Here is a 20470-nt window from a genome sequence, read left to right on the forward strand (position 1 = left end):
GCCTAACAACGGCTCCGACGGTTAACAATTGCTTTTTAGGAAAGTTCACATCGGAGAGTTAAAACCCGGTTAACGCGTCGATTATGCAGGCACGTCATCCCCGCAATGACGCCCTCACACGCGTCCGGGGCTGTTGATCGCAACGACACCCACGAACATGTCGTGCAGGCCTTGGCCGCGCTCGCCAAGCATCATCATCAACAGCGAGATGATCTGAGGGATGAAGAACGCGCTGGCCACCAGATAGCCAATCGTGTGCAACGTCGCTTCGCCGCCATCCAGGGGACTGCCCTGATAGGTGCGCAGCTCGATATTGAAAAGGCGCATGCCGGGCGTGGCCGAGTAGGCCTTGATCGTGCCGATCCGGTAGATCAGCGAGACCACCAAAAACACCGCCGGGAAGATGAACCACAGCAAGAACAGCGGCAGCGATGCGATCACCACCGCGATGACCGAAATCAGCAGCGTGTCGACCACCCACGCCAACAAGCGCTTCAGGACCACTCCGTCGTAGAAGGCGGGATCAGTGGCCGGATCGGGAAGGGCATCATAACTCATGGTATCGGACATGGGGTGCGATCTTTCAAAAGGGAAGGGGCCCCGCCGCTTTCGGGCGGGGCCGGTTCGTTTGCTTTAGGCGTCGTTGGACTTCGCAGCTTCGGCGCGCTCTTCCATGAACGTGTCGAATTCCGACTTGTCCTTGGCTTCACGCAGGCGCTCCAGGAAGCTTTCAAACGCGGCCTGCTCATCTTCGAGGCGCTTCAGCATGTCCGCCTTGTAGGCGTCAAACGCGCTGTTGCCGGAGGTCGCGAAGGCGTGGCGGTTACGGCGCATGGCGGCGGGGCGGCAGGATGAGTTGAACATACGATTGCTCCAGATCATGTAGAACAGAAGGGCGAAGCCGACGGGCCACAGGAAAATGAACCCGAGAACCATGGCGGCGATCCAGGCACCTTTGCCGCGTTCGTCGAGCCATGCCTCGGCGCGGGCAAACCAACCCATCCGGGGCATGGTTTGGGCAGTCATGGGTGAGGGTGTCATATGGGTGGTTCCTTTATGTGAATGTTATTTACATTTACATATTTGGGTGTGGAGAGCTGCTTGGTCAAGTCATTCGCTGCTGATTTTAGCGAGTTTTCCGCAAAGATACTGATGCAAAACGAAAAAAGGCGCGAGAAACCCTCGCGCCTTTCCTTGGTTTTAGAGCCGGATCAGCTGGTCATGTCGTAGGCCCGCTCTCCGTGGGAGGTTAGATCAAGGCCCGTGACCTCGTCCTCATCGCTCACCCGGATCGGGAAGATGGCTTTTGTGACCAGCACAATCAGCGTTGTAATCACCAGTGTCCAGATGCCCACGACAAGCAAACCGCCCAACTGCGCGGTCCAATCGGCATGGCCGAACACCGCCAGCATAATGATGCCGAACATGCCGCCGACGCCATGCACCGCGAACACATCAAGCGTGTCATCGATCTTGAGCGCGTTTTTCACAATGCCGCACAGCTCTTGGCATATGATGCCTGCGACACCGCCGATGATCAGCGCCTCAACCGGGCCGACAGAGCCCGACGCAGGCGTGATCGAGGCCAGACCAGCAATGGTGCCGGTGACCATGCCCACGAGCGACGCCTTGCCGTAGCGGATACGCTCCCACAGCGCCCAGCTCAGCGATGCGGTGGCGGCCGAGATATGCGTGACCGTCAGCGCCATCGCGGCGGTGCCGTCCGCGGCCAGCTGCGAGCCGCCGTTGAAGCCGAACCAGCCGACCCAGAGCATTGCGGCCCCGATCATGACCATGCCGGGGTTGTGGGGCGGTTTGGACTTGTCGCGGCGCTGGCCGAGGAACACGGCGACGACCAATGCGGCGAGACCCGCCGTCTGGTGCACCACGATGCCCCCGGCGAAATCGTTGACGCCTTCGGAGAACAGTGACCAGTCTTCACCCGCCAGCAAACCGCCGCCCCAGATCCAATGGGCCACCGGTGCGTAGCAGATCAGCATCCACAGCCCCGAGAAGGTCATCACGAAGCCAAACGAGATCCGCTCGACATAAGCGCCCACGATCAGCGCCGGCGTTATGATCGCGAAGGTCATCTGGAAGGCGAAGAACAGAACCTCGGGCAGGGTGCCTGACAAAGTCTCTGCCGTCACGCCGTTCAGGAACGCTTTGCCCAGACCACCCCAATAGGCGTTGCCATCGCCGAAGGCGATGGAGTAACCCGCGGCCAGCCACAAGATCGACATCAAGCATGCGATGGCGAAGCATTGCATGAAGACCGACAGCACGTTGCGGGCGCGCACAAGGCCCCCGTAGAACAGCGCCAGACCCGGCAGGGTCATGAACAGCACCAAGGCTGTGGCGACGATTATCCAGGCGGTATCCGCTCCGTTCATTGGGTATATCCCTCTTGGTTTATTCTGCGTTACCGGCGCAAAAACCGCGTGCCGCGCGCCAGTAAAAGAGGCATTGCGCACAGAGAGCGCCCAAAAGCCGTGCGATTTTTGAAGTGCTTAGAAATTGTGCGTCGAAGGGAGGCTATGCCGTCGAAAGCGGCGATTATGAATCGCAGGCCTGCAGCAACAGGGTCAGCGCGCGCTCAACGGTGGTTTGGCGCACCTGCGCGCGCCCGAGAGCGCCGAATTGCATCGTCTCGGTGATCACGCCCGTGGGCGTAGCAAGTCCGAAGCACACCATGCCTTCGGGTTTGAACTCAGATCCGCCGGGACCTGCGATCCCTGTGACGGACACCGCCAAGTCCACCCCGGCGCGCCCCCACGCGCCATGGGCCATCTCGCGCGCGACCTCCTCGGACACCGCACCGTGCGCATCGAGCGCGGCGGCGGTGACGCCAAGCATGCGCGTCTTCGCGGCGTTGGAGTAGGTGACGTAGCCGCATTCCACCACGTCGGAACTGCCGGGAACCTCTGTCAGGGCGCCCGCGATCAACCCACCGGTGCAGCTTTCTGCCGTCGCGATACGCCATCCCCGGGCGCGGGCGGCATCAAGGACCTGCGCCGCGTCACCCATGGGACAGCCACGCGCCGATCATCACGACAATCGCGGCCATGATACCGGCGACCACATCGTCAAGCATCACACCTAGCGGTCCGTGCTTGCGATCGGCCCAGCCGACGGGGCCCGGCTTCCAGATATCAAACGCGCGAAACGCCACGAAGGCGGTCAAGATGCCCGGCCACAGTGCGGTGATCGGGACCCCGGCGTGTCCAGCGCCAATCGCGACGGGAAGCAGGGCAATCCATTGGCCGACGACCTCGTCGATGACAATCTCGGACGGGTCGTGATCGTCCTTGCCGCGTGTCTCCATATCTGTGACCAGGTAGCCCACGGCGAACATCATTACCGTCAGCACCGCGAGGCCAAGCGCGCCTTGCCAGGAGACGATGCCCCATGCGGCGATCACGGCCGCCGCAGAGCCCCAGGTTCCCGGGGCAGGGCGCAAGAGCCCGGTATAGAAGAACGTCGCCCAGAGCTTTGACACCGAGAACATCAGCGCTTCACCAAAGTCACGGTCGCCATGCAGGCGATCCCCTCGCGGCGGCCGGTGAAGCCTAGCTGTTCGGATGTGGTGGCCTTGACCGACACACGGTCACCCTCAATCGCCAGAAGCTCGGCCACCTTGTCGCGCATCGTCTCCGCGTGCGGTCCGATTTTCGGCTCTTCGCAGATCAGGGTGCAGTCGACATTGCTGATCGAGAATCCCATCTCGGCGGCCAGATCGCGCGCGTGCTCCAGAAAGATATGGCTCGCCGCGCCTTTCCACTGCGGATCGGAGGGCGGGAAATGCTGCCCGATATCGCCGCGCGCCAGCGCGCCATAGATCGCGTCGGTGATCGTGTGCAACCCGACATCAGCATCTGAATGGCCCTGTAGCCCGCGCCCGTGCGGCACCTCGACGCCGCACAGCACCACATGATCGCCGGGGCCGAAGCGGTGCACATCAAAGCCATTGCCGGTGCGAATATCCATGTCAGCCTCCAGAATGCGGCGAGCCCGGGCGAAGTCGTCGGGGGTCGTGATCTTGATGTTGTCGTCGCAGCCTTCGACGATGGCAACCTCAATTCCCGCGGCCCGCGCGACGCCGACATCGTCGGTTGCGGGAGTATCAAGGGCGCGATGGGCTGCCAGAATGGCCTGCAGCTGAAAGCCTTGGGGCGTCTGCGCGCGGATCAGGCCTTCGCGGTCCTGAACGCCGTCGACCGTGGTGGTCCCCCGCCACAAGGTGTCGGTTACCGCGACGCCGGGGGCCGCGCCTTGATGCTGATCCAGCGCTTCTTTCACGCGATCAATGACATCTGCGCTGACCAAAGGCCGTGCGCCATCATGGATCAGAACGCGGTCAAACCGCCCTTCAAGCGCCTCAAGCCCGCGCCGGACCGACGCATCGCGGCTGTCGCCACCGACGACCCGTTCAACGCCCTCAGGCACCCAGTCAGCGGGGCAGTCTTCTGCGATTACAAGCGCGATATGATCCACGCGCCCGGCGAAGGCGGCGCAGGTCCAGTCGATCACGCGCCGTCCGGCAAGCTCTTGCCATTGCTTGGCAATCTCGCCTCCGGCGCGAGTGCCGCGCCCGGCCGCCACGATCACGGCGGCGGTGGTTTTGGGTGCCCCAGTCATGTTCGCACGTCTAGTTTCTGCAAGCGGCGCTGACAATGGGCCAGCCACCAGCGCCTATTTTTTGTGCAGTCTCGGTTTTCAGCCCGATTTCACGTCATCTCTCTGTGGCTTAGCGTTGCCTCGGGTCCAATTGGGCTCTAGCTCAGATGGAGAATGCACAAGGATTAATCACGTGCCCCTCGCGTTGGCAGACAGACAGATCGACCCGCCCGTGCTGCTGGCTCCATTGGCTGGCATCACCGATCTGCCGTTCCGCAAGCTGGTGTCGAGCTTCGGAGCAGGGCTCGTGGTCTCGGAAATGGTCGCGAGCCAGGAGATGGTCCAAGCCAAGCCCGGCGTGCGCGAGAAGGCAGAGTTGGGCATGGAATTCGCCAACACCTCCGTTCAATTGGCCGGTCGCGAAGCGCGCTGGATGGTCGAAGCCGCACGGGTCGTGGCGGCGAATGGGGCGCAGGTGATCGATATCAACATGGGCTGCCCGGCCAAGAAGGTCACCAACGGCTATTCGGGCTCGGCGCTGCTGAAGGATCTTGACCACGCACTGACCCTGATCGACGCCGTGGTCGCGGCGGTCGAAGTGCCGGTCACGCTCAAGACCCGGCTGGGCTGGGACGACGACTTGATGAACGCTCCTGATCTTGCCCGCAGGGCGGAAGCCGCAGGCATCAAGATGATCACGATCCACGGCAGAACCCGATGCCAGTTTTATAAGGGCCGTGCCGATTGGGCTGCGATCCGCGCCGTGAAAGAAGCCGTTTCGATCCCCGTCATCGCCAATGGCGATATCGTCGACGCACGGAGCGCACGGGCGGCCTTGTCCTCATCCGGCGCGGATGGGGTCATGATTGGGCGCGGCGCGCAAGGGCGGCCCTGGTGCCTCGCCGAAATCGCGCACGAACTTCACGGCACGCCGGCCCCCGTGATCCCGGCAGGCCGGGGGTTGATCGACATGGTCTCGGCGCATTACGAGGACATGCTGGCGTTCTACGGCACAGAGCTTGGCAGCCGCGTCTCGCGCAAGCATCTGGGTTGGTACATGGACGCGGCCTCGACAGACACCGCGCTTCGCCGCGAGGTGCTGACAGCGCACGATTCTGCGCGGGTTCTGCGACTTCTTCCCGATGCGCTATGTGAGAAGGCCGCCGCATGAGCCCGGGATTCTTCGATACCCTGTGGTCGTCCCTGCCGATCCCCGCGCTCATCATAGACAGCGAAAACCGCGTGGCCGAGGTGAATGCGGCTTGCGAGACGTTCATGAACCTGTCGGCGAAATCCCTGCGCGGCGCGCCGGTCTGGGACAAGCTGCATGTCAACGCTCCATTGGACGAGGCCGTCACGCGCGTGCGGCGTGACCTGTCCGCGCTCTTCGTCAACACCGTCGACGTCGGGTCCGGCGAACGTGCGCCGGTCCAGTGTGATGTGCAGATCACCACGATGGTCGACCGGCCAGGCTACATTCTCATCTTGCTCGAGCCACGCGAGATTGCAGAAAAGATGGGTCGTGCGATGCAGTCCAAGACGGCGGCCAAGTCGGCGATCGGCATGGCAGAGATGCTGGCCCACGAAATCAAGAACCCTTTGGCCGGAATAACCGGGGCCGCGCAACTTTTGAGCATGAGCTTGAGCGGAGAAGACATTGAGCTTACAGACTTAATTGTGGAAGAGACACGTCGGGTTGTAAAGCTGCTGGAACAGGTAGAACAGTTTGGCAACTTGCGCCCCCCGCAGCGGCGCGCGGTCAACATCCACGATGTGCTGGACCGGGCCCAGAAATCCGCCGCTGTGGGCTTTGCAGCCCACATGAAAATTCGCGAGTTTTTTGACCCGTCCCTGCCGCCGACATTTGCGGACTCCGATCAACTGCTTCAGGTGTTCCTGAACCTTTTGCGCAATGCCGCGCAAGCCGCCGGAAAGTCCAGTGGTACGATCGAAATTCGGACGTATTACGAGCTGTCCCTGCGAGTAGAGCGCCCGGACGGATCGCGTGCTGCAGTGCCCCTGCAGATCGAGATTATCGACGACGGGCCTGGACTACCGCCGGAGTTGGATGGCGAGATTTTCGAGCCCTTCGTCTCCGGGCGCGAGAACGGCACCGGGCTTGGTCTGGCGCTGGTCTCCAAGATCATTGCCGAGCATGATGGCTGGATTTCCGTCTCCTCCGCTCCGGGCCGCACGGCGTTTCGGATTTCCCTTCCGGTCGCTCCGAAGGAGGCCGAATAGATGCCGTTGTTTGTTATCCGCAAAGCTGACCCGCCTTTTTCGCCGCTATCGCTCAAGAAGCAGCCGCCTTGGTTGTTCGGCGCTGTTGCCGACCGAGTGGTCGAGCTTTGCCGATTTGAACCGCACCACACCATACCTCGCCCCTCTCACTTTGCCATGCTCAAGGAGCTTTGATCTATGGACGGAACCGTTCTGGTCGCCGATGACGACCGCACCATTCGCACCGTTTTGACGCAAGCCCTGACCCGGGCAGGGTGCAAGGTTCATGCGACATCGTCGCTGACCACGCTGATGCGGTGGGTCGGGGAGGGCAAGGGTGACCTCGTGATCTCGGACGTGATGATGCCCGATGGAAATGGGCTGGAGATGCTGCCCGCGATCCAGGACAAGCGTCCCGCATTGCCGGTCATCATCATTTCCGCGCAGAACACGATCATGACGGCGATTCAAGCGACCGAGGCTGATGCCTATGACTATTTGCCCAAACCCTTCGACCTCCCGGATCTGATGAAACGGGCGGCGCGCGCTTTGGATACCAAACGCGTGGCGCCTTCGGTGCCGAAGCCCGCGGTCGAGGACGCAGGGGACGGCGACGATCTGCCCCTGATCGGGCGCACAGCAGCCATGCAGGCCCTTTACCGCTTGGTTGCCCGCGTGATGAACACGGACCTCGCCGTGATGATCACAGGCGAAAGCGGCACTGGCAAAAGCCTGATCGCCCGGGCGATCCACGATTTTTCTGACCGACGTAATCTTCCTTTCGTGACTGCGACGCCGTCCGATCTGGCGTCGATGGAAGGGCCCGCAACTATCCTGTCGCGCGCCCGCGGTGGTTCGATCCTTTTCGACGAGGTGTCCGACCTGTCTGAAGATGCGCAGGCGCGTGTCGTTCGAATGCTCGATAGCCTGACGGATGACGCGCCGCGCGTCATGGCCACCTCGCAGCAGGATCTGATGGCCAAGATGGAGGCGGGGATCTTTCGCCAGGACCTGTTTTACAGGCTGGGCGGTGTGACGGTGAATGTGCCCTCCTTACGCGAGCGGGTTGAAGATATCCCACTTCTTACGGACCATTTCTTGATAAAGGCTGAACGCGACGGTGCTCCTTCGCGCAGATTTTCGAAAGATGCGCTGGAAATGATCCGCGCGTATTCATGGCCCGGTAACGTTCGCCAGTTAGAGAATACGGTGCGCAGGTTGATCGTCACCGCGGCCGAGACTGAGATAGGGCGCGGGGATGTTGAAGTCGTGCTGGGAAACCAGCCCGAGATCGAGCCACTGATGGGGGGTGGCCCGGCGGAGAAACTGTCCGCATCGGTTGCGTCCCACTTGCGGCGCTATTTCGATCTGCACGGCGGAGTGTTGCCGCCACCGGGGCTTTATCAGCGCATTTTGCGTGAGGTCGAACTTCCCCTGATCGAGATCGCACTCGAGGCGACAGGGGGAAATCAGGCCAAATGTGCCGATTTGCTTGGCATCAACCGCAATACCTTGAGAAAAAAGGTGACCGATCTCGATATTCGCGTGACACGCCGCCGTAAGTTGATGTAAAACCGCAACAGTCACCGTGACGATTGCGCCGCAGGGACGGCGTGACGATCACATCAACGATGCGTGGCAAGGCGGTAAAAGCAGATGAAAACCCAAGATGGGGTGCGGCCACGGGCGGCATCCTGGGATAGGCTGAATCGAGTGCGCAAGCTGCGCCGGGTACGTAATATTGCGACGCTCGGTCTTGTGGCGATGGGGCCTATCCTTGCCGTGGTCACGTATCTGGGGCTTGGTCCAGCTGAGTTAGATCCAACCTCAAGCGGCATTCGGTTCATTCTTCTCGCGGATCTGGTCTATGTGCTGCTGGTCGCAGCGTTGATTGCACAAAAGGTCGGTAAGATCGTTGCATCACGGCGCGAGAAATCTGCGGGGTCCCAACTTCACCTTAGGCTGACGGGTGTCTTCGCGCTTGTCGCACTTATCCCGACAATCTTGGTGGCCGTCTTCGCAACGGTGACGCTGAATTTCGGTCTTGAAGGCTGGTTCTCAGACCGGGTCAGCAATGTGGTGGGTAACTCGCTGGCGGCAGCGCAGGCTTATGAGCAAGAGCAGCGCGATGATCTGTCCGACGACACGATCAGACTTGCAGGCTACCTTAATATCGCCCGTCAAACCACTAATTTCATTTCCGATTCTGACATCCGTCAGGTGCTGACACAGGTGCAGGAACAGGTGCAGCGCGGCTTGAAGGAAGCCTTCGTGGTCGACGGGGCCGGTGAGCTTAAGGCGCGCGGCAACCGCTCTTACCGGTTTGATTTCGAGCCCGTTCCGCAAGCCGCCTTTGATCAGGCGCAAAACAATCAGCCTGTGATCATCGAAGACTGGTCGAACAATGAATTCCGCGCGCTTATGCGTCTGAGCGCCTATCCGGACCGCTACATATATGTGAGCCGGACGGTCGATGGGAACATTCTCAGCCTGCTCGATCAGACTCAGGAAACCGTGCGCCTGTATCAGCAACTGGAAAGCGATCGCGGTCGGCTGCTGCTCGATTTTGGGCTGATTTACCTAGGGTTTGCGGTCATCCTGATCCTCGCCGCGATCTGGCTTGGCCTGTGGTTCGCGGAGCGGCTGGCGCGCCCCGTTGGTCAATTGGCATCCGCAGCGCAGCGCGTTGGGGCCGGGGATCTGGATGTGCAGGTTGTCGAGGCAAAAAGCGAAGATGAGATCGCTCTTTTAGGTCGTCTTTTCAATCAAATGACGCGCGAGCTTAAAGTTCAACGTGACACGCTCTTGAGCAACACCGAGCAGATCGAGCGGCGGCGCAGACTGTTTGACTCCGTGCTTTCATCCGTGACCGCGGGCGTGATCGGGCTCGACGCCGAGGAGCGCGTGACCTTCATGAACCGCTCGGCCCACCGATTGCTTGACCTCGGCGAAGACGCGGAAGTCACGCAAGGCCTCACCGACCTCGTACCGGAATTCGCACCGGTCCTGCGGCAATTGACGCAATCCGGCAATGAAACCGCCCAAGAGGCAATCAAGATCACCCGGCGCGGACAGCTTGAAAGCCTGTTGGTGCGCATCGCGACGCGCAGGTCCGAAGAAGGTCATTTGGAAGGTTACGTGCTGGCCTTCGATGACGTTTCCGAACTGGTAAGCGCACAGAAGATGGCCGCCTGGGGCGATGTGGCGCGACGGATCGCGCATGAAATCAAGAACCCGCTTACGCCGATCCAACTCTCCGCCGAGCGGCTCAAACGCAAGTTTACCCCGCTTGCGGGCGACGAGCTGGAGGCGCTGGAGCAATATACCGACGTGATCATCCGACAGACCGGGGACCTGCGCAGGATCGTGGACGAGTTTTCCAAGTTTGCGCGCATGCCGGAGCCCGAGTTGCGCGAAATCGATCTGATGAAGCTCGTGAAAGATGCCGTGGTCTTGCAGCAATCTGGCCAACCCGGCGTCGAGATAAGTCTGGAAGCAGACGAGCCGCAAATCCTCGCGGAACTGGACCAGACCATGATTGGGCAGGCTCTGACGAACCTGATCAAAAACGCAGGCGAAGCCATCGAGAGCTATGTGGAGGACAAACCGCATCCCGGTCATCAGCCGCAAATCAAGCTTGAGGTCATGACCGGTCCCAAGGAAGTCACGATCACGATATCGGACAACGGCATTGGCCTGCCCGAAGACCGCGCACGGCTCTTTGAGCCCTATGTGACCACGCGGGCCAAGGGGACGGGTCTTGGCCTGCCGATCGTGAAGAAAATCATTGAAGAACATGGCGGTAGCTTGAATTTGCGAGATGCTGCCCCGTTCGACGACAGCGGCCATGTCGGCGCGCAGGCGGTGATCGTGCTGCCGCGGCTGACGGCTGCAAAACGCAAAAACGTGGCCTGAGGGCCGAACGCACAAGGAGCAGAAATATGGGCGATATTCTGATTGTGGACGACGAGCGGGACATCCGGGAGCTGATCTCGGACATCCTCAAGGACGAAGGCTTCACCACCCGGCTGGCCGGCACGTCGGAGCAATGCATGGCGGAGCTGAACGCCGAGCCCCCGGGGCTGATGATCCTCGATATATGGCTCAAGGACAGTGCGATGGACGGGATCGATATCCTTAAGCACGTCAAGCGCGACAACCCCGATATTCCGGTGGTGATCATCTCGGGCCACGGCAATATCGAGATCGCCGTCGCCGCCATCAAACAGGGCGCTTACGATTTCATCGAAAAGCCCTTCAACATCGACCAGCTGATGGTGGTCATCACCCGCGCGATGGAGACGTCGCGCCTGCGCCGGGAGAACAATCAGCTTAAACGCGGCGAGGTCGCAAGCGCCGAGATGGTCGGCGAAAGCTCGGCCTTCAAAGCGTTGCAAAGCCAGCTCGACAAGGTCACCGGCTCCAACGGTCGCGTGATGCTGACGGGCGGTGCAGGCGCGGGCAAGGATGTGGCCGCCCACTACATCCACGCCAACTCCAACCGCGCCCATGCGCCTTTCGTCACCGTCAACTGCGCCACGGTCGAGCCGGAGCGCATGGAAGAAGTGCTGTTTGGCCGCGAAAGCCGCGAGCGCGGGGTCGAACCCGGTCTGCTGGAGCAGGCCCATGGCGGGATCATCTTCTTCGACGAGGTCGCGGATATGCCGCTTGGCACCCAATCGAAGATTCTGCGCGTTCTGGTCGAGCAGCAATTTCAACGGGTTGGCGGCAATGACAAGGTGCGGGTCGACCTGCGCGTCATCTCCAGCACGAACCGCGACCTTAGCGCGGAGATCGACGCAGGCCGGTTCCGTGAAGAGCTGTATCACCGCCTGAATGTGGTCCCGATCCACGTGCCAAGCCTTGAGGACCGGCGCGAGGACATTCCGGGGCTGGCCGGGCACTTCATCGACAACTTCAACAAATCCCAGGGCCTTCCACTGCGCGCCCTCAGCGATGAATGCGTCACGCTGCTGCAAACCATGCAGTGGCCCGGCAATATCCGCCAGCTCAAGAACGTGATCGAGCGGGTGCTGATCCTCGGTCCCGACAAGGGCGAGATCGAGGCGCGCGAGCTTCCGCAATCGGGCGGCGAGGGCGAAAGCAGCTCTGGCGTGACCATCGGCGGCAACCTTGCCACCTTGCCGCTGCGCGAGGCGCGTGAGCTGTTCGAGCGGGAATACCTGATGACGCAGATCAACCGCTTCGGCGGCAATATCTCTCGCACCGCGGCATTCGTCGGCATGGAGCGCAGCGCGCTGCACCGGAAGTTGAAATCCTTGGGTGTGGTCACCTCCAACAAGGCGGGGGCACGGATAGCGCAGGTGCAGGACGAGGATATGGCCGCGACGGGATCGGACTGAAGGGCGCCAGCGCTTGCCAATTGACCGCGCCAGACCCATCTGCCATGCCTTAACACTCGTGTAACCCAGGACCGGACCACATGAAGGTAATCATCTGCGGGGCAGGGCAGGTTGGCTGGCAAATTGCGCGCCACCTCTCCAATGAGAAAAACGACGTCACCGTCGTGGACAACAACCCCGAACTGGTGGCCCGCGCCACGGATACGCTGGATGTGCAGGGCATCACCGGGTTTGCCAGCTACCCAGACGTGCTGGACCGGGCAGGGGCGCGGGACGCCGACATGATCATCGCGGCCACATTTTCCGACGAGGTGAACATGGTCACCTGTCAGGTGGCGCATTCGGTGTTCTCGATCCCGCGCAAGATCGCGCGGCTGCGCTCACAAAGCTACCTGACCGCGATCTATTCCGACCTGTACCGTCGTGACCACATGCCGATTGATGTCGTGATCAGCCCCGAAAAAGAAGTGGCGGAGGCCGCCTTGCAGCGCCTCGCCGACCCCGCTGCTTTTGACACGGAGAATTTCCTGTCGGGCCAGGCCCAGCTTCTGGGCATCCAGCTGGACGAAGACTGCCCGGTCCTGAACACGCCCCTACGCCAGCTCACGGACCTGTTCTCGACCCTGCGCGCCATCGTCGTAGGCGTGCGCCGCGAAGGCACGCTGTTTGCGCCAGAGCCCGGTGATCAGCTCTACGACAAGGACCAGATTTACCTCTGCACCCACCGCGAGGACGTGCCCCGCGCGATGGAGATTTTCGGCAAGACCCAGTCGAAGCAGGAACGCGTGGTAATCATCGGCGGCGGCAATGTCGGACTTGCCGTGGCCAAGGCGCTGGAGGCGCGCACGGAACGGGTGCGTGCCAAGATGATCGAGAAGAACCGCAAATGCGCGGAGCGCGCGGCCAACGCATTGGAGCGCACCATTGTGCTGCATGGCGACGGCCTCAGCGCGGACCTGTTGGCGGAGGCCAACATCACGCGCGCCGACGCCGTTCTGTGCGTAACGGATGACGACAAAACGAACCTGCTCGCCGCCGTGCGCGCCAAGGCCGAAGGTTGTCCCATGGCCATTGCGCTGGTCAACGACCCGACACTGGTGCCCCTGATGGAGCCGCTCGACGTCGACGCCTATATCAACCCGCGCGCCACGACCGTCAGCTCGATCCTGCGCCACATCCGCCACGGGCGGGTGCGCCAGATCTACTCCATCGGCGATGCCGAGGCCGAGGTAATCGAGGCGCAGGTGCTTTCGACCTCGCCTATGGCCGGCCAGCGGCTCGGCGATGTGGGCTTTCCTGAAGGCGCGCTTGTGGGCGCGATCGAAAAGGGCGGCAAGGTCGTGCGCCCGACCGGATCCACCCGGATCGAAGAGGGCGACATCATCGTGATTTTTGCCATGGCGTCCGAGGTGCCCGAGGTCGAGCGGCTCTTGCAGGTCTCGGTGGACTTCTTCTAGTCGGCGATGCGGGCCCAGACGCTTCATAAGGATACGCCCTGGCCACTGCGGCTGCCGCTTTTTGTGCAGCTGATGGCAATCGGTGCGGCCGCCATGCTTGCACCCGCGATCCACGCCTATTCGCTGGATCTGCACCGCGTCGGGCAGCCGTTTGTCTATGGCGCTGTGCTGTTTGGGGTGTTGTCGGTGCTGATCGGGCTCGCGACGCTGCACCGCTCGGTGCGGCGTGTCGCCCGCAGTCAGTTGCTGACGCTGGTCGCGGCCTTCCTGCTGCTGCCGGTCATGCTTGCCGTTCCGTTGCACGAGGCGCGCCCGAGCATGTCCTTCTTCAACGCCTATTTCGAGATGGTCTCCAGCCTGACGACGACGGGCGCATCGATTTTTGACACCCCGCGCATCATTCCCGACCCGCTGCATCTATGGCGGGGCATCGTGGCATGGATGGGCGGCTTCCTGATGATCCTCGCGGCAATTGCGATCCTGGCCCCGATGACCCTTGGCGGGTTCGAGGTGATGCGTCCCGGGGGGCGCGACGGGGCCGCGCGCCCAGGCTCTGGCGTGCACCTCACCCGCTCGGAGGATGCGAACGCCCGCATCGGGCGGTTCGCGCTGAAATTCATCCCGCTCTATGTCGGGGCGACCGCGGTTCTGTGGCTCATTCAGGTGGTGGCGGGCGCTCCGGGCTTTCCCGCGCTGATGGTGGCGCTGGCGACACTGTCGACGAGCGGCATTCTGGCATCGACAGAGCTGGGCCTGTCGCTGCCGCTGGAGATGGTGATCTTCGTGTTTCTGGCGCTCGCCGTGACCCGCCAGACCCTCGCGCTGCCCTTCAACAAGGACTATCTGCCTGCGTTGGGCGATGATCGCGAGATGCGCATGGCCACGGTCTTTGTCATCGTCGTGCCGCTGTTCCTATGGCTGCGCCACTTCGTGGGTGCCTTCGAGGTGAACGAGGAGGAAAACATTCTCGCGGCCCTGCGCGCGCTTTGGGGTTCGGTGTTCACGGTCCTGTCCTTTCTGACGACGTCGGGATTTGTCAGCGCCGACTGGGAAACCGCGCGGGCGTGGTCGGGGCTTCCGACACCGGGCCTCGTACTTGCCGGGCTCGCCATCATGGGCGGCGGGGTCGCGACAACGGCGGGCGGGGTGAAGCTGTTGCGGTTCTACGCGCTCTACAAGCATGGCATCCGCGAGATGGAGCGGCTCGTACACCCGAACTCGATCGGGGCCGGGGGGCGACTGGGCCGCGAAGTGCGCCGGGAGGGCGCATTTATCGCGTGGATCTTCTTCATGCTCTTCGCCATCACCGTCGCGGCAATCACGGTGCTTCTGGCCGCCACCGGCCTCGCCTTCGAAGAGGCGGTGATCTTTGCTATTTCGGCGCTTTCGACCACCGGGCCGCTCGCCTCGGTCGCCATTGAGGGCGGGACGACCTATGCCGACCTGACGAGCTCCGCCAAAGCCGTGCTGATCGCGGCCATGGTGCTGGGCCGAATGGAGACGCTGGCGATCATCGCCCTGTTCAACCCGGAGTTCTGGCGCGGCTAGGCGCACCTTCGCCGAGCGGGGAACATTTCGGGGTGGAAACTTCCCAAATCACTCGACATACTGCGCCCACGATCAAAGTTAACGCCTCTCCCAAAGGGGCACCCGCACCATAAGCGCAAGAAATAAGGCAATAAAACATGGCCGGTGATAAGCAAAATTTGCAAGATGCATTCCTTAACAACGTTCGCAAAACCAAGATTCCCGTTACCATTTTTCTGATCAACGGGGTCAAGCTACAGGGTGTGATCACCTGGTTTGACAACTTCTGCGTCCTGTTGCGCCGCGACGGCCAGTCCCAGCTGGTCTACAAGCACGCGATCTCCACAATCATGCCGTCGCAGCCGATCAACCTTTACGACGGTGAAGATAATTCTTGAGACCGAAGATGTTGGCCTGACCCGCGCCTGGGTCATCCACCCTGACATCAAGACCGCCGAGCGTCGCCGCTTGCCCGAGTTCGCCTTGGGCGAGGCTGTGGCGCTGGCCGCCGCTTTGCCGGGGCTGGAGGTCATCGGGTCTGAAATCACGCCGCTGCCCAAGACTCGCGCCGGCACGCTGTTTGGCACCGGCAAGATCGAAGAGCTGAAACAGCGTCTGAAGGACGAAGAGATCGAACTGGTGCTGATCGACGGCCCGGTGACCCCCGTGCAGCAGCGCAATCTCGAGCGCGAGTGGAAGGTGAAGATCCTCGACCGCACGGGGCTGATCCTCGAAATCTTCTCGGACCGCGCCGCCACGCGGGAGGGCGTGTTGCAAGTCGAGCTTGCCGCGCTCAGCTATCAGCGCACCCGTCTGGTGCGCGCCTGGACCCACCTCGAGCGCCAGCGCGGCGGGCTGGGCTTTGTGGGCGGGCCGGGCGAGACGCAGATCGAGGCCGACCGCCGCGCCATTGACGAAGCGATCACCCGCATCCGCCGCCAGCTGGAAAAGACCGTGAAGACGCGCGAGCTGCACCGCGCCGCGCGCGCCAAGGTGCCGTACCCGGTGGTGGCCTTGGTCGGCTATACGAACGCGGGCAAGTCGACGCTGTTCAATCGGCTCACCGGAGCGGAGGTTCTGGTCAAGGACATGCTCTTCGCGACGCTTGATCCGACGATGCGTTCGGTTGAGTTGCCACTGGACAACGGCGGCGCGCTCGAGATCATCATGTCTGATACTGTGGGCTTCATCTCCGATCTGCCGACCCAACTTGTCGCCGCCTTCCGTGCGACACTGGAAGAGGTTCTGTCCGCCGATCTGATCCTGCACGTCCGCGACATCTCGCATCCGGAGACCGAGAACCAGGCCCGCGACGTGCGCGCCATCATGGCCGATCTCGGCGTCGATCCCGAAGTGCCGGTGCTCGAGGTCTGGAACAAGCTCGACCGCCTTGCGCCGGACGCGCTCGAGACCGCGCGCAACAAGGCGGAGCGCGATGAGGCGATCTTCCTGACCTCGGCGCTGGACGGGTCGGGGCTGGACGACTTGCTTGCGCGTGCGGCTGCGCATTTGCGGGCGGGCTCGACCACCGAAGAGATCACGCTCGACTTCTCGGACGGGCGCGCGCGGGCTTGGCTGTTTGGGCAAGAGGTCGTGGATCACGAAGAGCAGACCGAGGATGGCTTCAAGCTGACCGTCACCTGGACTGCGACCCAAAAGGGACAATTCGAGAAACTCTAGGGGTGAATTCACACGGTGCCGCAACCATTTGCGCCCCCACGGGGTTAGCCGCTCAAAGGAGCCTCCACCATGACCCTGTCCGCCGCCACGATTGCCATTCTCTACATCTCGACCTTCGCGGTCTTTCTCGCGCTCGACTATCTGGGCCTGAGCTATCTGATCAAGCCGACCTTCGAGCGGTTCATCCCCGACCTGATCCTCGACAGCCCCCGGCTTGGCCCGGCGCTGATGTTTTACTCTTTCTATATCGTTGGCGTGTTGTGGTTCGTCTCCATGCCCGCGATGACCGGCGACAAGAGCCTGCTCTGGGTCTTCGGCACCGCCGCGTTTCTGGGCGCCCTTGGCTATGGCACCTATGAATTCACCAACCTGTCGGTGATGAAGGATTGGAACTGGACCATGACGCTGACCGATTTCTTCTGGGGCATCGCGCTGACCGGGACTGCTGCGACGGCGGGCGTCGCCATCACCCGCTCGATTGGCTAGACGGGCGGTCTAGGCTTCAAGCTCCACAATATCGCAATTGTCCGGGGTGATCCCGGTCAGGCCGCGGATAACATGCCCATGGCAAACCACGGCCAGCGGGCGGCCCTTCCAGGCGTGCAGCTCCGCTTTAAGGCGGGCGATGCGGGCATCAAAAACGTCCCAGGGCTCCACAGGGATACCGAGGGCGTTGAGCGGCCCCTGATGCCACCAGACCTCGGGCAGATGGTCGAATTCCATATCGGGAAAGGTCGCTTGAAGTTGTGCCGGAGGCACGCCCACATCGCAGCTATGGGCCAAATGCTCGCGAGTCTCGGGATGGACATGCATTGCTGTGCTTGGAAAAATATGGCGTGCGGTCTGGATCGCGCGTGTCAGCGGCGAGCAAATGACCGTCTCGATGCCCAGATCGGCCACCCTATGCCGCGTTGCCTTGGCTTGCGTGTGGCCACGCTCGGTCAATGGCGCATCGAAGATCATGACATCACCGTTGCCGGTATAGGCCGCGTTGAACTCGGACTGCCCGTGGCGGATCAAGTGGATCTTGCTCATGGGGCAGGGACCAGTTTGGTGATGCCGAGCGCACCAGCGCGAGCCAGCTCGGGGTCGAGCGACATCGGAATGTATTCGCCGCGCCGCCACAGCACGCCAAGATCGTCGTAGTGGCGCGATAGGGGATGGCCCGATTGCCCGGTCGACAGGATAAAGAGCGAGCTGTCCGGGTCCCCGAAATCATAGACACCGCGATAGCCAGCGGCGTGCACATTCTGGAACGGGTCAGCGCCCTTTCCAGAGGTCCGCCCGCGCATCAGCGTATTATCGCCGCCGGAGGTACTTTGGCGGATATTCACGAAGGCCGACAGCAAAGGGATGGTTCCCAGCACCTGATGGTCATGGGTCGCCTCATGGGCGTCGCCCCATCGCCAGCTTTCGATGGCGGGGCCGTATTTTTCGGTGAGCCAGACCAACGCATCATCCAGCGCGAAACGCGAGATATCCGAGCAAGTCTCTTTCGGTGCCGACTGCAGCACATCGCACCAGACATTCGCGCCGTCGGCGTTGCGGAATACGCGTTCGATGAACAGCGGCTCTACATGGGAGAACTCGCTTTCCAGTGGCCCCAACTCATCGCGGATCAGGCGTGTCTGCAATGCCCGAAGCCATGCGGCGTAGATCAGCGGCTCGGGCAGATGCTCTGACATCTCGCCGTTCCAGCCCGCCATCAATTCGAGCGCGCGCTGGCGGCGGCGTTCGGGCGAACCATCGGGCGCGGCCTCGCCGGTGAACCACAGATCGGCGGCAATCAGCGGCAATAGTGCGCGCGCGGTAAAAGAAACCGTGTCCAGCTGCGCCTCGACGAAGCTGTCGCGCGTGTGCACCTGACGGTTGAGCATGAGCCGCCGCCAACGCTGCACCCGTTGCGTGTCGCCGTAATGGTGGCTGACATGGTTGGGAAAGGGGCGGTCGACCGCCTTGTTGTTGGTGTTGCCCAGAATGCCGCCATCTGGGTCGATGAATTCGGGGTTGGTGCCGTAGGGCATAACACCCTGCCACCGGTTCGTCTCGATCCAGCCGGGGGCAGGGATCCGGCCCTCGCTCTGGTGGCGCACATCGCGCTGCGGGATGTGACCGATGGTCTTCATCGCGATCCCGGTCTCGTCGACGATGGTCAGGTTTTGCGCCGGGGCAACGTAGTCTTCGGCCGCCGCTATGACCTCTTCCTTGCTCTGGGCCCGCATGATTTTCAACCCGGCCTGGATCGAAGTGTTCTGATCCGTCAGCAATGTCCAGCCAAGCGCCGCCTCATGACCCAGAGGCGTGATCGCGCCGAGGTTATACTGGGTCTCGGGCAGGACTGGGCCGTTTTCCGACCAGCGCATTGTGATCGTCTCGGACGGGGCGTCGGCGATCTGGATGATGCTCTGGCGGGTCTCGAACGATTTGAAGCCTTCGGGCGTCTCGTATTCCTCGGGATCGTCGGGGTTCAATCGCTCAATGAAGATATCCTGATCGTCCACATAGGCAGAGGTCACGCCCCATCCCACCTTGTCAGAGCGGCCGCTCAGCACAATGGGCATGCCGGGAATGGTCCCGCCCATGACCCCACCGGTCGCGAGGTCCAGCCGCGCGAGATACCAGATCGACGGCGCGGAGAGACCCAGATGGGGATCGTTGGCCAGAAGCGTGCCGCCTGCGGCAGACCGCTCAGGAGCCGCGGCAAAGGCGTTCGAGGCCCCGGCGAGACCGCGGTCCGGCACGGGCGAAATCGGGTCTTTCGGCGGGGTGGTATTGGCCGCGTAGCGGGGCAGGGCGGCCCCTTCGAAAAGACTGGCATATTCCAGCGCCGCGATGCCCGCGCCAGGGGCATCGGGCAACAGGTCCCGCACCCGCTCTGGCGGCAATAACAGGGATGCGCGCGCCCGGATCACCTCTTCTTCCAGGTGTCCGGACAGCTGCAACCCCATGATCTTGACGACTGCGATGCTGTCGGCCGGCTGCCACGGCGCAATCTGAGGCGAGAAGATGAAGAATTCCGGCGCGCCGCGCCCCAAGGCCTCTTGGTTGACGATGCGAAGCCAGGCGTTGACCCCCGCCGCATAAGCCTCCAGCGCCGATCGGGTCGATGCGTCCTGCGCCGCGACCGAGCGCTGCGCAAGCCCGTATAGATCGAGCCGCCGGATCAACTTGTCGATCTGCAACGTCCGTGCGCCGAACAGCTCTGATAGGCGGCCCTGGGCCGTCCGGCGCAGCATGGTCATCTGCCACAGACGGTCCTGCGCATGGGCAAAGCCCAGCCCGTAGAAGACATCATTGTCATCGGCGGCAAAAATATGGGGCACGCCGGCAGTGTTGCGGATGATCTCCACCTCGCCCGACAGGCCCGGGACGGTGTGGCTGGCATCGTAATCCGGCAGCGAGCGGGAGGCGAAATAATAGACCAGCAGCAGGGCCGCAACCGCCAAAGCGGAGACCAGCAGGAACAGCCGGAACGTCCATTTGAAGAGCAAACCCATCGCCGCAAAGCCCCTAGCGAACCCACACTCTGACGCCCCTTTGCTTGACGCCATGGCCCTCGTCGTTACATCGGTTGGCAGGCATAATCAAACAGATGAAGGGGCCGCG

General features: G+C 62.2%; 19 protein-coding genes. 11 read left to right on the plus strand and 8 right to left on the minus strand.

Translation table 11 applies throughout. The annotated features are described in order from the left end of the window. Positions 1-114: 114 nt before the first annotated feature. The 6 genes from C8N43_RS03040 to C8N43_RS03065 all read right to left on the minus strand — a co-directional run bounded on the left by C8N43_RS03040 (position 115) and on the right by C8N43_RS03065 (position 4638). Positions 115-570 (minus strand): RDD family protein, encoded by a 456-nt coding sequence (locus C8N43_RS03040; RefSeq protein ID WP_107844196.1) that lies wholly within the window; start codon positions 568-570, stop codon positions 115-117. Between the two features lie 63 nt (positions 571-633). Continuing rightward, the gene (locus tag C8N43_RS03045) at positions 634-1041 is read right to left on the minus strand and encodes a DUF2852 domain-containing protein (protein ID WP_107844197.1); all 408 of its coding nucleotides are present in this window, start codon (positions 1039-1041) and stop codon (positions 634-636) included. A 170-nt stretch (positions 1042-1211) separates the two neighbouring features. Further along, on the minus strand, positions 1212-2393 hold the full coding sequence (locus C8N43_RS03050) for an ammonium transporter (RefSeq protein ID WP_107844198.1): 1182 nt from the start codon (positions 2391-2393) through the stop codon (positions 1212-1214). A 163-nt stretch (positions 2394-2556) separates the two neighbouring features. Continuing rightward, positions 2557-3027 (minus strand): CinA family protein, encoded by a 471-nt coding sequence (locus C8N43_RS03055; RefSeq protein ID WP_107844199.1) that lies wholly within the window; start codon positions 3025-3027, stop codon positions 2557-2559. Next, positions 3020-3499, minus strand: a complete 480-nt coding sequence (locus C8N43_RS03060; RefSeq protein WP_107846215.1) for a phosphatidylglycerophosphatase A family protein — start codon at positions 3497-3499, stop codon at positions 3020-3022. The genes C8N43_RS03055 and C8N43_RS03060 overlap by 8 nt, the downstream gene beginning before the upstream one ends. Before the next feature lie 8 nt (positions 3500-3507). Next, positions 3508-4638 (minus strand): bifunctional 2-C-methyl-D-erythritol 4-phosphate cytidylyltransferase/2-C-methyl-D-erythritol 2,4-cyclodiphosphate synthase, encoded by a 1131-nt coding sequence (locus C8N43_RS03065; protein WP_107844200.1) that lies wholly within the window; start codon positions 4636-4638, stop codon positions 3508-3510. A gap of 172 nt (positions 4639-4810) precedes the next feature. On the opposite strand from C8N43_RS03065, the gene dusB reads away from it, so the two are divergent. The 11 genes from dusB (at position 4811) to C8N43_RS03115 (ending at position 17350) form a co-directional block, all read left to right on the plus strand. Further along, positions 4811-5788 (plus strand): tRNA dihydrouridine synthase DusB, encoded by a 978-nt coding sequence (gene dusB / locus C8N43_RS03070; protein ID WP_245912889.1) that lies wholly within the window; start codon positions 4811-4813, stop codon positions 5786-5788. Beyond that, positions 5785-6858, plus strand: a complete 1074-nt coding sequence (locus C8N43_RS03075) for a two-component system sensor histidine kinase NtrB (RefSeq protein WP_107844202.1) — start codon at positions 5785-5787, stop codon at positions 6856-6858. The genes dusB and C8N43_RS03075 overlap by 4 nt, the downstream gene beginning before the upstream one ends. Continuing rightward, positions 6859-7032 carry a hypothetical protein gene (locus tag C8N43_RS19540; protein ID WP_158269898.1) on the plus strand — a complete coding sequence of 58 codons (174 nt, stop codon included), beginning with the start codon at positions 6859-6861 and terminating at the stop codon, positions 7030-7032. A gap of 3 nt (positions 7033-7035) precedes the next feature. Then, positions 7036-8409 carry a response regulator gene (locus tag C8N43_RS03080; RefSeq protein WP_107844203.1) on the plus strand — a complete coding sequence of 458 codons (1374 nt, stop codon included), beginning with the start codon at positions 7036-7038 and terminating at the stop codon, positions 8407-8409. Between the two features lie 84 nt (positions 8410-8493). Beyond that, complete coding sequence (locus C8N43_RS03085) at positions 8494-10752, plus strand: sensor histidine kinase NtrY-like (protein WP_107844204.1); 2259 nt, start codon at positions 8494-8496, stop codon at positions 10750-10752. A gap of 26 nt (positions 10753-10778) precedes the next feature. Continuing rightward, entirely contained in the window at positions 10779-12200 is a 1422-nt protein-coding gene (ntrX, locus tag C8N43_RS03090) for a nitrogen assimilation response regulator NtrX (protein ID WP_107844205.1), read from the plus strand. A gap of 80 nt (positions 12201-12280) precedes the next feature. Then, positions 12281-13657 (plus strand): Trk system potassium transporter TrkA, encoded by a 1377-nt coding sequence (gene trkA, locus C8N43_RS03095; RefSeq protein ID WP_107844206.1) that lies wholly within the window; start codon positions 12281-12283, stop codon positions 13655-13657. A 72-nt stretch (positions 13658-13729) separates the two neighbouring features. Then, positions 13730-15205 carry a TrkH family potassium uptake protein gene (locus tag C8N43_RS03100; protein ID WP_245912890.1) on the plus strand — a complete coding sequence of 492 codons (1476 nt, stop codon included), beginning with the start codon at positions 13730-13732 and terminating at the stop codon, positions 15203-15205. Positions 15206-15342: 137 nt separating this feature from the next. Continuing rightward, positions 15343-15582 (plus strand): RNA chaperone Hfq, encoded by a 240-nt coding sequence (gene hfq, locus C8N43_RS03105; RefSeq protein WP_107844208.1) that lies wholly within the window; start codon positions 15343-15345, stop codon positions 15580-15582. Positions 15583-15598: 16 nt separating this feature from the next. After that, complete coding sequence (gene hflX / locus C8N43_RS03110; RefSeq protein WP_107846216.1) at positions 15599-16864, plus strand: GTPase HflX; 1266 nt, start codon at positions 15599-15601, stop codon at positions 16862-16864. 69 nt (positions 16865-16933) lie between these two features. Continuing rightward, complete coding sequence (locus C8N43_RS03115; RefSeq protein ID WP_107844209.1) at positions 16934-17350, plus strand: DUF2177 family protein; 417 nt, start codon at positions 16934-16936, stop codon at positions 17348-17350. Positions 17351-17359: 9 nt separating this feature from the next. On the opposite strand, the gene C8N43_RS03120 is transcribed toward C8N43_RS03115, so the two are convergent. Then, a complete protein-coding gene (locus C8N43_RS03120) occupies positions 17360-17899 on the minus strand; it encodes a histidine phosphatase family protein (protein ID WP_107844210.1) in 540 nt (179 codons plus the stop codon). After that, positions 17896-20361 (minus strand): penicillin acylase family protein, encoded by a 2466-nt coding sequence (locus C8N43_RS03125; RefSeq protein WP_107844211.1) that lies wholly within the window; start codon positions 20359-20361, stop codon positions 17896-17898. The genes C8N43_RS03120 and C8N43_RS03125 overlap by 4 nt, the downstream gene beginning before the upstream one ends. Positions 20362-20470: the final 109 nt, after the last annotated feature.

Origin of the sequence: Litoreibacter ponti (genome assembly GCF_003054285.1) — a bacterium.
Lineage (GTDB): Bacteria > Pseudomonadota > Alphaproteobacteria > Rhodobacterales > Rhodobacteraceae > Litoreibacter > Litoreibacter ponti.

Bases quoted from the DNA above. Each gene is read 5' to 3' on its own strand.
- C8N43_RS03040 (WP_107844196.1), bottom strand. From the start codon at position 570: ATGTCCGATACCATGAGTTATGATGCCCTTCCCGATCCGGCCACTGAT.
- C8N43_RS03045 (WP_107844197.1), bottom strand. From the start codon at position 1,041: ATGACACCCTCACCCATGACTGCCCAAACCATGCCCCGGATGGGTTGG.
- C8N43_RS03050 (WP_107844198.1), bottom strand. From the start codon at position 2,393: ATGAACGGAGCGGATACCGCCTGGATAATCGTCGCCACAGCCTTGGTG.
- C8N43_RS03055 (WP_107844199.1), bottom strand. From the start codon at position 3,027: ATGGGTGACGCGGCGCAGGTCCTTGATGCCGCCCGCGCCCGGGGATGG.
- C8N43_RS03065 (WP_107844200.1), bottom strand. From the start codon at position 4,638: ATGACTGGGGCACCCAAAACCACCGCCGCCGTGATCGTGGCGGCCGGG.
- C8N43_RS03075 (WP_107844202.1), top strand. From the start codon at position 5,785: ATGAGCCCGGGATTCTTCGATACCCTGTGGTCGTCCCTGCCGATCCCC.
- C8N43_RS19540 (WP_158269898.1), top strand. From the start codon at position 6,859: ATGCCGTTGTTTGTTATCCGCAAAGCTGACCCGCCTTTTTCGCCGCTA.
- C8N43_RS03080 (WP_107844203.1), top strand. From the start codon at position 7,036: ATGGACGGAACCGTTCTGGTCGCCGATGACGACCGCACCATTCGCACC.
- C8N43_RS03085 (WP_107844204.1), top strand. From the start codon at position 8,494: ATGAAAACCCAAGATGGGGTGCGGCCACGGGCGGCATCCTGGGATAGG.
- ntrX (WP_107844205.1), top strand. From the start codon at position 10,779: ATGGGCGATATTCTGATTGTGGACGACGAGCGGGACATCCGGGAGCTG.
- trkA (WP_107844206.1), top strand. From the start codon at position 12,281: ATGAAGGTAATCATCTGCGGGGCAGGGCAGGTTGGCTGGCAAATTGCG.
- C8N43_RS03100 (WP_245912890.1), top strand. From the start codon at position 13,730: ATGGCAATCGGTGCGGCCGCCATGCTTGCACCCGCGATCCACGCCTAT.
- hfq (WP_107844208.1), top strand. From the start codon at position 15,343: ATGGCCGGTGATAAGCAAAATTTGCAAGATGCATTCCTTAACAACGTT.
- C8N43_RS03115 (WP_107844209.1), top strand. From the start codon at position 16,934: ATGACCCTGTCCGCCGCCACGATTGCCATTCTCTACATCTCGACCTTC.
- C8N43_RS03120 (WP_107844210.1), bottom strand. From the start codon at position 17,899: ATGAGCAAGATCCACTTGATCCGCCACGGGCAGTCCGAGTTCAACGCG.
- C8N43_RS03125 (WP_107844211.1), bottom strand. From the start codon at position 20,361: ATGGGTTTGCTCTTCAAATGGACGTTCCGGCTGTTCCTGCTGGTCTCC.